The organism is Terracoccus luteus (assembly GCF_003635045.1).
GTDB lineage: Bacteria > Actinomycetota > Actinomycetes > Actinomycetales > Dermatophilaceae > Terracoccus > Terracoccus luteus.
In genome coordinates this window covers 2885366-2897666 of sequence record NZ_RBXT01000001.1, presented here as the reverse complement: position 1 = coordinate 2897666, position 12301 = coordinate 2885366, and the positions used below count along the sequence as shown (strand labels likewise).

Here is a 12301-nt window from a genome sequence, read left to right as displayed (position 1 = left end):
TGGCGCGCATGGTCTCACCGCTCGTCGCGCTCACCCCCACGGTCTCCGCCGCCATCGCCGCCGCGCTGGGCGAGGAGTACCGCGACGCCGACCCGGTGCTGCGCCCCTCCCAGTTCGCCGACGTGCAGGTCAACGCGGCGCTCGCCCTCGCCAAGAAGGTCGGGCGTGCGCCCCGTGACGTCGCCGCCGCGATCGTCGAGCACCTCGACGTCGACGGCCTCGCCGACTCGGTCGAGGTGAGCGGCCCCGGCTTCGTCAACGTGCGCTACAGCGACGACTGGCTGGCCGGGCTGCTCGCCGACGTCGTCGCCGACGACCGGGTGGGTGTGCCGACGGAGGCGCGACAGACCATCCCGATCGACTACTCCGCCCCCAACGTGGCCAAGGAGATGCACGTCGGCCACCTGCGCACGACCGTCGTCGGCGACTCCCTCGCCCGCACCCTCGAGCACCTCGGCCACCGGGTCGTGCGCCAGAACCACGTCGGCGACTGGGGCACGCCCTTCGGCATGCTCATCGAGCACCTGCTCGAGGTCGGTGAGCACTCGAGCGAGGCCGAGCTGCTCGGCACCGACCCGAACGCCTTCTACCAGGCCGCACGGGTCAAGTTCGACGCCGCCGAGAAGGCGGAGCCGGCCGGCAGCGCAGGCGACTTCGACACGCGGGCCCGCGGCCGCGTCGTCAAGCTGCAGGCGGGCGACCCCGACACCCTGCGCCACTGGCACGAGCTGCTCGACCTGTCGAAGCAGTACTTCAACCGCGTCTACCGCACCCTCGGCGTCACGCTCACCGACGACGACCTCGCCGGCGAGTCGATGTACAACGACGTGCTGGCCGACATCTGCGACGAGCTCGAGGCCAAGGGCATCGCGACGATGTCGGACGGCGCCCTCTGCGTCTTCCTCGACGGCTACACGGGCCGCGAGGGCAAGCCGGTGCCGCTCATCATCCGCAAGTCCGACGGCGGCTACGGCTACGCCACGACCGACCTCGCCACCATCCGCCACCGGGTGCAGAAGCTCGGGGCCGACCGCGTCCTCTATGTCGTCGGCGCCACCCAGGCCCTGCACTTCCGCATGGTGTGGGACACCGCGCGCAAGGCGGGCTGGCTCACCGACGACGTCGAGGTCACCCACGTGCAGATCGGCAACGTGCTCGGGGCCGACCGCAAGATCCTCAAGACCCGCTCGGGTAAGCCGCTGCGTCTCGTGGCCCTGCTCGACGACGCCGTGACGACGGCCCGGTCCGTCATCGACGGCACGCGGCCCGACCTCGACGACGACACCCGGGCCACCATTGCGCGCCAGATCGGCATCGGTGCGGTCAAGTACGCCGACCTCTCCGTCGCCCACGACAGCGAGTACGTCTTCGACCTGGACCGCATGGTCTCGCTCACCGGCAACACCGGCCCCTACCTGCAGTACGTCGTCGCCCGCATCCGCTCCATCTTCCGCCAGGTCGGCCTCGACCCCCAGGCGCAGCGCACCGCCGTCACCCTCGGCGAGCCCACCGAGCGCGCGCTCGCCCTGAAGCTGCTGGGGTTCGGCGACGTCGTCGCCGAGGTCGGCGCGACGTACGAGCCGCACCGGCTCGCCGGCTACCTCTTCGAGCTGGCCCAGTCGTTCTCGGCGTTCTACGAGAGCTGCCCGGTGCTCAAGGCCGAGACCGACGAGCTCAAGCAGTCGCGCCTGACCCTGAGCGCCCTCGTGCTGCGGGTCATGGTGACCGGTCTCGACCTGCTCGGTGTCGAGGCCCCGGAGCAGATGTAGCACGCCCGGAAGCGCCTCGACCGGTGTCGGGTGGCCGGTAGGGTTCGTCCGCCACCAGACAGGGGAGAACGATGACTGACCAGACGCCGGATGCCGGCGACGCCCACCGCGACCAGCCACCCGCGGGTGCCCCGTACGTACCGCCGGCAGGGCCACCGCAGCCGGCCGACCAGGCCTATCCGGCCGGACAGCCCTACCCGGCCGCGCCGCCACCCGGCCAGCCCTACCCGGGTGGCCAGCCCTACCCGGCCGCGCCGCCACCCGGCCAGCCCTACCCGGGTGGGCAGCCGTACCCGGGTGGGCAGCCCTACCCGGCCGCCCCGCCGCCCGGCCCGGCCGTCGCGGGTCAGGGCGTGCCGACGGGTCAGCCGGCCTGGGCCACCGCCCCCCGCCAGCCGTGGCGCCCCGCCACCGACCGGCTCGGCCTCGCCGCAATGGTGCTGCTCGGCATCCAGGTGCCGGTGCTGCTCAGCGGGATCGTCAACGACTCCCGGGTGCTCTCGGCCCTCGACGCCCGCGACTACGAGGCGGCGGACGCGGCCCTCGGCAGCTCGTCGTCGACGACGGTGCTGCAGGTGCTGCTCTACCTCGGGACGGCGGCGGTCTTCGTCGTCTGGCTACACCGGGTCTGGACCTCTGACCGCAGCGACCCCGCCCTGCACACCCGCTCGGCCGGGTTCGCGGTCGGCGGCTGGTTCATCCCCTTCGCGCAGCTCGTGCTCGGCCCCCGGGCGCTGCGCGACCTGTGGAACGGCGCCCTCGCCGCCCGGCTGCGGCACGACGCGTGGTCGGGGGCGGCGCCGCTCGCACCCGGGTCGACCCCGCCGTCCGCCGAGAACCGCAAGATGCCGGGCCTCGTCAAGGCCTACACCGTCTTCTTCGTGCTCTCGTTCCTCGGCAACCTCGCGACGCGCAGCTGGACCGGTCAGGTCAACGCGGCGGCCGGCGGTGACTCGTTGAACGAGTACCTCGACGCCCTCCGCTCGGCGGTGAGCACCGAGCGGACCAGCCTCGTGTTCTCCGTCGTCGCGGCGGTGCTGCTCATCGTCGTCATCAACCGGGTGCGCGGCTTCACCCGACGGCCCCCCGCCTGACCGACGGGCCGGACCGCCTCGCACGACGGCGCCCTCTCGACCTCGGGGTCGGGAGGGCGCCGTCGTTCTGCGGGGAGGTCAGCGGCCGTGGACGGTGTGCAGCAGGGCGCCGTAGCGGGCGACGACGTCCGAGCAGTCCTGCTCCGGCACCGCGTACTCGGAGTCGAGGGTGAGCGACCACGAGGGCGCGTCGCTCGCGCCCGACAGGGCCCACGCGGCCTGCCGGGCGGCGCCGACACCGACGTACTCGGCCGGCGTGGGCACGACGACCGGGGCCCGGAACAGCCCCGGGGCGATCTCGCGCACCGCCCGCGAGGCGGCCGCGCCCCCGATGAGGAGCACCCGCTCGACGCGGACCCCGTTGTCGCGCAACGCGTCGACGCCCGCGACGAGGTTGCACAGCATCCCCTCGACGGCCGCGCGCGCGAGGTTCTCGGGGGTGGCGTTCGACCGGGTCAGGCCGCTGAGCGTGCCGGTGGCGTGCGGCAGGTCGGGCGTGCGCTCCCCGTCGAGATAGGGCAGCAGGCTCAGCCCACCCGCCCCGACCGGACCCTCGAGCGCGAGGCGGTCGAGGGTGGCGAGGTCGACGCCCATCATGGATGCCGTGGCGCTGAGCACGCGCGCCGCGTTGAGCGTGCACATGAGCGGCAGATGGTTGCCGGTCGCGTCGGCGAAGCCGGCGATGGCCCCGCTCTCGTCGCGGATCGCCTTGTCGTGCGGGGTGAAGACGGTGCCGCTCGTCCCGAGGGAGACGACGACGTCGCCCGGCTCGAGCGTCAGCCCGAGCGCCGCCCCCATGTTGTCGCCGGTGCCCGCGGCGACGAGCACGCCGTCGGCGGTCCGCCCCGCTGCGGCGGTCGGCGCCAGCACTTCGGGCAGCTCGACGACCCGGCCGAAGGCCCGCTCGAGCAGGTCGGTGCGGTACCCGTCGGTGGCCGCGGACCAGTAGCCGGTGCCCGACGCGTCACCGCGGTCGGTGGTCCAGCGCTCGAAACCGTTGCCCTGCTGCAGGATCCGCCCGGTCAGCCAGTCGTGGGGCAGCACCACCCGCGCCACCCGGGCGGCGTTCTCGGGCTCGTGCTCGGCCAGCCAGCGCAGCTTGGTGACGGTGAAGCTGGCCACGGGGACCAGCCCCACGGCATCCACCCAGGCCCCGACGCCACCGAGCTCCGCGGTGAGGTCGGCGGCGGCGTCGGCGCTACGGGTGTCGTTCCACAGCAGGGCATCCCGCACGACCTCGTCGTCCTCGTCGAGCGCGACCATGCCGTGCTGCTGGCCGCCGACCGCGATGGCCTCGACCCCGTCGAGCACACCGTCCTGCTGCGACGCGGCGGTGTAGGCCTCCCACCACCGGTCGGGGTGAACCTCGGTGCCGTCGGGGTGCGGCGCGCGCGTCGTGCGCACGACCTCGCCGGTCTCGGCGTCGCAGACGACGATCTTCGTCGACTGGGTCGAGCTGTCGACTCCGGCCACGAGGGTGCGGTCGCTCATCGGGGGTCCTCCTGGTGGGTGGGCTCGGCGCTGAGGTCGGGACGACTGCCTTGTCGTGCGCGGCACGGGTGCGTGCCGCGCACGAGCGCGTCCGCCGTCGGCTCGAGGGTATGTCGAACCGTCACGCGACCGCGACGCGTAACGGCGCGGGTGACCACTCGACCGGGTCCGAGTGCCCTCTCGACGGGGGAGTCGGGGGAGCCGGAGGAGTGCGAAGAGGCGGCGTCACCCCTCGCCCGGCCCACCGGTATCCGACGCCTTCGAGGACTCAGAGGCCGCTGAGGCCCCTGAGGACGCCGACGCGCGGGCCTCGAGGGTGGCCCGCGCACCGTGCTCGTGGAGGTCGTCGAGCGCGCGGGTGTAGGCCGTCGTGAAGCGCTCGTCGTCGACGAGGTCGCCGAAGAGGTCGCGGTCACGCAGGAAGGCGAGCGGGTCGTCGTGCTGCTCGGAGGCCGCGGCCATGACGCGTTCCTTGAGCCGGTCGACGACCTCGATGGGCTCGCCCTGCTCGTCGGTGCCCTCGGCGTAGCGGGCCCACGACGCCACGACGAGGGCCGACCGCTCGATCTCGCCCCCGTGCTCGAGGTTGTGGGTGATGACGGGCACGAGCCACTTCGGGATGCGGTCGCTGCTCTCGGCGCAGAGGCGGGCGAGGGTGTCGCGCACCTCGGGGTTGGCGAAGCGCGCGATGAGCTCGTGGCGGTAGGCGTCGAGGTCGACCCCCGGCACCTCGGGCAGCGTGGGGCTGCCCTCGCGCTCCATGTAGCCGAGCAGGAAGTCGACGAAGAGCGGGTCCTGGCACACCTCGTGGGCGTACCGGTAGCCGGCGAGGTAGCCGAGGTAGGTCAGGGCCTGGTGGCTGGCGTTGAGCAGCCGCAGCTTCATCAGCTCGTACGGCACGACGTCCTCGACGAGCTGCACCCCGGCGTCCTCGAACGGTGGTCGGCCGTCGGTGAAGTGGTCCTCGAGCACCCACTGGGTGAAGGGCTCGCACACGACGGGCCATTCGTCGTCGACCCCGAACTCCTCTGCGAGACGGGCGATGTCGTCGGGCGCGGTCACCGGGGTGATGCGGTCGACCATGCAGTTGGGGAAGTGGACGTGCTCGTCCATCCAGTCGGCGAGCCCGGGGTCCTTGAGGCGGGCGAAGGCGGTGATCATGGCCCGCGCGACGTCGCCGTTGCCCGGGAGGTTGTCGCACGACATCACCGTGAACGGGGTCGTCCCCGCCGCGCGCCGGGCGGCGAGCCCGGCGACGACGAAGCCGAAGACGGTGCGGGGCACGGCATCCGCCTGCAGGTCGTGCTGGATGTTCTCGTCGCTCGGGTCGAACTCACCCGTCACCTGGTTGACGAGGTACCCGCCCTCGGTGATCGTCAGCGACACGATCCGCGTGGCGGGGTCGGCCAGCCGGTCGACGACGAGCTGGGGGTCGTCGGGCGCGAGCAGGGCCTCGACGACGCTGCCGACCACCCGGGGCTCGCGGTGGCCGTCGGGGTGCTTGACGACGAGGGTGTAGAGGCCGTCCTGCCGGGTCAGCGTCTCGACGATGCGGCGGTCGTGCGGCAGCACGCCGACGCCGCAGATGCCCCAGTCGAGGGCCTTCCCGTCGTTCATCAGCCGGTCGAGGTACATCGCCTGGTGGGCGCGGTGGAAGCCGCCGACTCCGAAGTGCACGATGCCGCGGGTGACCGTCGAACGGTCGTACCGGGGGACCGCGACCTCGTCGAGGTGGTCGAGGGCGTCCTGGCGCAGGGGCGTGGTGGAGGTCGTCGTCACCGGACGGCCCCCATCGACAGGCCCTGCACGAGCTTGTCCTGGGCGGCGAAGCCCGCGGCGAGCACGGGCAGCGACACGATGAGGCTGGCCGCGCAGACCTTGGCCAGGAAGAGGCCCTGGCTGGTGACGAACCCGGTGAGGAACACCGGCGCCGTCCCGGCCACGGTGCCGGTGAGCACGCGGGCGAGCAGCAGCTCGTTCCAGCTGAAGATGAAGCAGATCAGGGCCGCCGACGCGATGCCCGGCATGACGACCGGGGCGATGACGTCACGCAGGGTGCGGGTGAGGCTGGCGCCGTCGACCTGGGCGGCCTCGAGCATCTCGACCGGCACCTCGGCGAGGAAGCTGCGCAGCATCCAGATCGCGATCGGCAGGTTCATCGACGTGTAGAGCAGGATGAGCCACCAGATGTTGTCGAGCAGGTGCACCTTCTGCGCGAAGAGGTAGAGCGGCAGGATGCCGGCGACGATCGGCAGCATCTTCGTGCTGAGGAAGAAGAAGAGGACATCGGTCCACTTCTTCACCGGACGGATCGACAGCGCGTACGCCGCAGGGAAGGCGAGCAGCAGCACGAGGGCGGTTGAGACGACGCTGGCCGTCAGCGAGTTGAGCAGCGAGGGCCAGGGGCCGGCGGCGAAGAACGACTTGTACCCCTCGAGGCTGAGCGGCGCGAAGACGCTCGGGGGGTTCGTCGCGGCATCCGTCTCGGAGTGGAACGACGTGAGGATCATCCACAGCACGGGCAGCGCGAAGAGGAACCCGATGACCCAGGCGAGCAGGCTGAGCAGCGAGCCGCTGCGCGCGGGCTTGCGGTGGCGGATCTCGGACGGCTCCATGGGCTGGGGGCCGCCGACGCGCTCCGGCGTCGTCGAGGGGGCCGGGGTGGCGGCGCTCATCGGGTCTCCTCCTTGAACAGGCTGAACACGGAGCGCAGGGCGAGCGTCGCGATGATGATCGTGCCGATCACGACGACGACGCCGGCGGCCGAGGCCCGGCCGTAGTCCTGCGCGGTGTAGAAGGTCTGGTAGATGAAGTAGGGCAGGTTGGCCGTGCCGAGCCCGCCCGAGGTGATCGTGAAGACGGCGTCGAAGTTCTGCACCACGTAGATGGCGCCGAGCAGCCCTGACAGCTCGATGTACTGGCGCAGGTGCGGCAGCGTCATGCTGCGGAAGATCTGCCAGCTGCTCGCACCGTCGATGCGCGCGGCCTCGACGACGTCGAGCGGGCGGCTCTGCAGACCGGCGAGCAGGATGAGCATCATGAACGGCGTCCACTGCCACACGAGGGACGCGATGATCGCCCACAGCGGGTTGTTCGTGATCCAGTCGGGCTGCGGGGCGTTCTCGCCGAAGACGAACTTGAGCAGGCCGTTGAAGAGGCCGTACTCCGGGTTGTAGAGCGCGTGCTTCCACAGCAGTGCCGCGGCGACGGGGACGATGAGGAACGGCGTGATCATCAGGGTGCGCACGACGCCCCGCCCGCGGAACTTGCGGTCGAGCAGCATCGCGATGCCGAGCCCGAGGACGAGGCTGATGAGCACGACGGCGACGGTGAGCAGGATCGTGACGATGACGGCCTGCCGGGCGTTGACGTCGGTGAAGACGCGGCGGAAGTTGTCGAAGCCGGCGAAGCCGCGCTCGTTGGGGTAGTAGGCGTTCCAGTTCATGAACGAGATGACGAGCGTGGCCAGGAACGGCAGCTGCGTCATGAGGATGACGAAGATCAGTGCGGGCAGCAGCGGTGCGCGGCGGGCCCAGTCACCCGCCTTCGCCAGCTGGGTCGAGCGCCCCGGCGAGGGGGATGCCGGTGTGGCGGGCTCGCGGGTCTCGGTGGCGGTGCTCACTGTCCCTCCCGGGTGCGGTAGCGCTCGGCGACGTCCTCGGCGAGCTGTTGTCCCTTGTCGAGCGCCTCGTCGACGGTGGTCTTGCCGGCGATCGCGGCGCTGACGTCCTGGCTCACCTGGGTCCCGAGGTCGGGGAACTCGGGGATGTCGACGAACTGGATGCCGATCGCCGGGCGGGGCTGCACGCCAGGGTTCGCGGGGTCGGCCGCCTCGATCGCGGCCTTGGTCGGCGCGGCGAAGGCCTCCGCAGCCTTGACGTAGTCGGCGTTCTCGTAGGTCGAGGCCCGCTTGCCGGCGGGGACGCGCGACCAGCCGAGCTTCTCGCCGACGAGCTGCTCGTACTCCTTGCTCGAGGCCCACGAGACGAACTTCCAGGCGTTCTCCTGCTTCGTGCTCGCGGCCTGGATGCCCCACGACCACGCGTAGAGCCAGCCCGAGCTCGCCGTCTCGACGACGGGGGCGGGGGCGTAGCCGAGCTTGCCCTTGACGGGCGAGCCGTCGGCCTCGAGGGAGCCGGCGGCCGACGTGGCGTCGTACCACATGGCCACCGAGCCCTGGGTGAGGTTGTTGAGGCACTCGGTGAAGCCGGCCTGCGGTGCGCCGTTCTCACCGTGGGCGCGCACGAGGTCGACGTAGAAGTTGACGGCCTTCTTGAAGGCGGGTGAGCTGACGCCCGGCGTCCAGTCCTTCTCGAACCACGTGCCGCCGAAGGTGTTCACGACCGTCGTCAGCGGGGCGAAGATCTGGCCCCAGCCGGGCTGTCCACGCAGGCAGATGCCCTTCATGCCGGGCTCGGCCCCGTCGACCTTCGCCGCGATGTCCGCCACCTGCGGCCACGTCGGCTTCTCGGGCATCGTGATGCCCTTCGCCGCGAGGACGTCCTTGCGGTACATGAGGAACGAGCTCTCGCCGTAGAACGGCTCGCCGTAGACCTTGCCGTCGGCGCTGAGCGAGACCTGCATCGGCTTGAGGATGTCGGCCTGGTCGAAGGCGGCGTCCTTGGCGAGGAACCCGTCGAGCGGGCTGAGCCAGCCTGCGCGCGCGTAGATCGGGATCTCGAAGTTGCTCACCGTCGCGACGTCGTACTGGCCCGCCTGGCTCGAGAACTCCTGGCTGATCTTGTCACGCACGTCGTTCTCGGGCAGCACCGTGAAGTTGACGTTGATGCCGGTCCTGGCGGTGAAGTTGTCGGCTGTCAGCTGCTGCAGGTCGACCATCTGCGGGTTGTTGACCATGAGCACGTTGATGCTGTCGGCCCCGCCACCGCCGAGGCCTCCGCCGCCCCAGCCGGCGCAGGCCGACAGGCTCGCCACCAGCCCTCCGGTCAGGGCGATGGCGCCCACCCTCGTCGCCCGGCCCCGGGTCCCGTGTCTGCTGCGTCGCACGCCGTCCTCCTCGTCGAGTCCGCTCATATGAGCGCCACCTTGCACATATGAGTAAAGTGACTCACGTCACGGGTTGTCAACCACCCCTCCGGCCCTCGGCGCCGGATTTCGGGGGCCGCGCCCGGAGTGCACGGCGACGCGAGACACTGCGGGGGTGAGCGAGATGACGAGAGAGGGCCGCGGCCCGGCCGAGCTCGTGCTCGCCGCCACGGTCGCGCGCCGTCACTACCTGCAGGGCCGCTCCAAGGTGGAGATCGCCGACGAGCTGAACGTCAGTCGTTTCAAGGTCGCCCGCCTGCTCGACTTCGCCCGCGACAGCGGCATGGTGCGCATCGAGATCGTCGCCGACGGCGAGGTCGACCTCGACCGGTCCGCCCGGCTGCAGGAGGCCTACTCGCTGCGCCACAGCGTCGTCGTCGACGGCGCGGCCCTCGACCCGCACGCGCTCGCGGTGCACCTCGGCGACGCCACCGCCCGACTACTGCGCGAGGTGCTGACCCGCGACGATGTCCTCGGGCTGCCGTGGGCCCGCACCATCGACATCATGAGCCACGCCCTCACCGGCCTGCCCCCCGTCGACGTCGTGCAGATGACGGGCGCGATGGAGATCCCGGGGGTCGACAGCAGCGCCGTCGACATCGTGCGCCGGGCCGCTCGGCTCACCGGCGGCTCCTCGTCGATCTTCCACGCCCCGCTCATGACCGACGACGTCGTCACCGCCAGCACCCTGCGCCGCGACGGAAAGGTCGCCCGCGGTCTCGCCGAGGCCCGCCGCATCACGCACGCCGTCATGGGCATCGGGGCCTGGGCCGACGGCCTGTCGACCGTGTACGACGCCGCCACCCCGGCCGAACGGCGTGAGGCGCTCGAGTTCGGCGTCGTGGGGGAGACCGGCGGCCGCTGCTTCGACGCCGAGGGCCGGCTCGTCGACCCGCCTCTCGCCGACCGCATCGTCACCATCGGGGCCGACGAGCTGCGCGCCATCCCCGAAGTGATCGGGGTGGTCTCGGGACGCCCCAAAGCGGCGGCCGTGGCCGCGGCCGTGCGCGGCGGCCTCGTCAACGCCCTCGTCGTCGACACCGAGCACGCCGACGCCCTGCTCGACCTCGCCGACTGACGCCCCCCCCACCACCTGACCCGTCGAGAGGCCACTTCCCGACGGGGTGCACCACGTCGAGTGGCCAGTTCGTGACGGCGTGGGTGACGCGACGTGGCCTCTCGACGGTGGGGGTGAGACGGCGGTCCCAGTGCGTGAGACGGCGCCAAGGCGTGGGTCACGAATCGGACGGCGGGGGCCTCGTCACCGCGCTGAGCGGCATCCGGTGGCCTAGGTTCAGGTGCCAAGTGCCCCCAGCCGAAGGAGCGAGCCGTGCAGATCGGCGTCCCCCGCGAGAGCCGAGCCCGCGAGACCCGGGTGGCGGCGACGCCCAAGACCGTCGGACAGCTCGTCGCGCTCGGCTACGACGTCGTCATCGAGTCGGGGGCCGGGCTGGCCGCGACCTTCGACGACGCGGCGTACACGGCGGCGGGCGCGCGCGTCGCCCCCTCCGACGAGGTGTGGGGCAGCGACGTCGTGCACAAGGTCAACGCCCCCGACGAGTTCGAGATGCGCCGGCTGCGCCCCGGCACGGTGCTCGTCAGCCTCATGGCGCCGGCGCTCGACCCCGAGCTCGTCGCGCGGATGCAGACGGCGGGTGTCACCGCCCTCGCGATGGACGCCGTGCCGCGCATCAGCCGGGCCCAGTCCCTCGACGTGCTCAGCTCGATGGCGAACATCGCCGGCTACCGCGCCGTCGTCGAGGCCGCCCACGAGTTCGGGTCGTTCTTCACCGGCCAGGTCACGGCCGCCGGCAAGGTGCCGCCGGCGCGGGTGCTCGTCGCCGGGGCCGGTGTCGCGGGCCTCGCGGCGATCGGGACGGCCCGGTCGCTCGGCGCCGTCGTGCTCGCGACCGACGCCCGGGCCGAGGTGGCCGAGCAGGTCGAGTCCATGGGGGCGGAGTTCCTCGCCGTCCGCCTGCCGGAGGCCGACCCGGCGCACGGCCCCGGCGACGGTTACGCCAAGGAGATGGGCGAGGACTACAACCGACGCGCGGCCGAGCTCTACGCCGAGCAGCTGCCGAGCGTGGACATCGTCGTCACGACGGCGTTGATCCCCGGCCGCCCGGCCCCGCGCCTCATCACGGCCGAGATGGTGGCCACGATGAAGCCCGGGTCGGTCATCGTCGACATGGCCGCGAGCAACGGCGGCAACGTCGAGGGCGCGGTGGCCGACGAGCGCGTCGTCACCGACAACGGCGTGACCATCATCGGCTACACCGACCTCGCGGCGCGGCTGCCCACCCAGGCGTCACAGCTGTACGGCACCAACCTCGTCAACCTCATGAAGCTGCTGACGCCCGGCAAGGACGGGCAGCTCGTGCTCGACCTCGACGACGTCGTCCAGCGCGGCATGACCGTCACCCGCGACGGCGAGCTGCTCTGGCCCCCGCCCGCGATCCAGGTGAGCGCAGCCGCGAAGCCGGCCGCCACGGCATCCGCACCGGTAGCCGCGCCCGAGAAGCGGCCACCCGACCCACGACGGCGCTACGCGCTGATGGCGCTCGGGGCGGTGCTGTTCGGGCTCGTCGCGTGGGCGTCGCCGCCCGAGTTCCTCGGCCACTTCACGGTGTTCGTGCTCGCCGTCGTCATCGGCTACTACGTCATCGGGCACGTGCACCACGCGCTGCACACGCCGCTCATGTCGGTGACCAACGCGATCAGCGGCATCATCGTCGTCGGGGCGCTGCTGCAGCTCGGGACCGCGCAGACGTCGCCCGTGTCGCAGATCGTCATCATCGTGCTGTCGTTCGTCGCGACGCTCGTGGCGAGCATCAACATCTTCGGTGGCTTCACCGTCACTCGCCGCATGCTCACGATGTTCCGGAAGGGCTGAACCGTGCA

9 protein-coding genes are annotated in these 12301 nt (G+C 71.8%); 4 read left to right on the top strand and 5 right to left on the bottom strand.

What is annotated here, in order from left to right; genetic code table 11:
* Positions 1–8 precede the first annotated feature (8 nt).
* Positions 9–1769 (top strand): arginine--tRNA ligase, encoded by a 1761-nt coding sequence (gene argS / locus DFJ68_RS13170; protein ID WP_121033876.1) that lies wholly within the window; start codon positions 9–11, stop codon positions 1767–1769.
* 71 nt (positions 1770–1840) lie between these two features.
* Complete coding sequence (locus DFJ68_RS13165) at positions 1841–2863, top strand: DUF4328 domain-containing protein (protein WP_147431582.1); 1023 nt, start codon at positions 1841–1843, stop codon at positions 2861–2863.
* Positions 2864–2941: 78 nt separating this feature from the next.
* Here the strand turns inward: DFJ68_RS13165 and xylB are convergent, their stop codons facing one another.
* The 5 genes from xylB to DFJ68_RS13140 form a co-directional block, all read right to left on the bottom strand.
* Positions 2942–4354 carry a xylulokinase gene (gene xylB, locus DFJ68_RS13160; RefSeq protein WP_121033872.1) on the bottom strand — a complete coding sequence of 471 codons (1413 nt, stop codon included), beginning with the start codon at positions 4352–4354 and terminating at the stop codon, positions 2942–2944.
* Between the two features lie 225 nt (positions 4355–4579).
* On the bottom strand, positions 4580–6133 hold the full coding sequence (locus DFJ68_RS13155) for a mannitol dehydrogenase family protein (RefSeq protein WP_420823661.1): 1554 nt from the start codon (positions 6131–6133) through the stop codon (positions 4580–4582).
* Positions 6130–7029, bottom strand: coding sequence for a carbohydrate ABC transporter permease (locus DFJ68_RS13150; RefSeq protein ID WP_121033870.1), 900 nt, complete (start codon positions 7027–7029; stop codon positions 6130–6132). The genes DFJ68_RS13155 and DFJ68_RS13150 overlap by 4 nt, the downstream gene beginning before the upstream one ends.
* Positions 7026–7976, bottom strand: coding sequence for a carbohydrate ABC transporter permease (locus tag DFJ68_RS13145; protein WP_121033868.1), 951 nt, complete (start codon positions 7974–7976; stop codon positions 7026–7028). Before DFJ68_RS13145 ends, DFJ68_RS13150 begins: the two co-directional genes overlap by 4 nt.
* On the bottom strand, positions 7973–9361 hold the full coding sequence (locus DFJ68_RS13140; RefSeq protein ID WP_245963643.1) for an ABC transporter substrate-binding protein: 1389 nt from the start codon (positions 9359–9361) through the stop codon (positions 7973–7975). The genes DFJ68_RS13145 and DFJ68_RS13140 overlap by 4 nt, the downstream gene beginning before the upstream one ends.
* A gap of 163 nt (positions 9362–9524) precedes the next feature.
* On the opposite strand from DFJ68_RS13140, the gene DFJ68_RS13135 reads away from it, so the two are divergent.
* The gene (locus DFJ68_RS13135) at positions 9525–10478 is read left to right on the top strand and encodes a sugar-binding transcriptional regulator (protein ID WP_245963803.1); all 954 of its coding nucleotides are present in this window, start codon (positions 9525–9527) and stop codon (positions 10476–10478) included.
* 252 nt (positions 10479–10730) lie between these two features.
* Complete coding sequence (locus DFJ68_RS13130) at positions 10731–12293, top strand: Re/Si-specific NAD(P)(+) transhydrogenase subunit alpha (protein ID WP_121033862.1); 1563 nt, start codon at positions 10731–10733, stop codon at positions 12291–12293.
* Positions 12294–12301 lie beyond the last annotated feature (8 nt).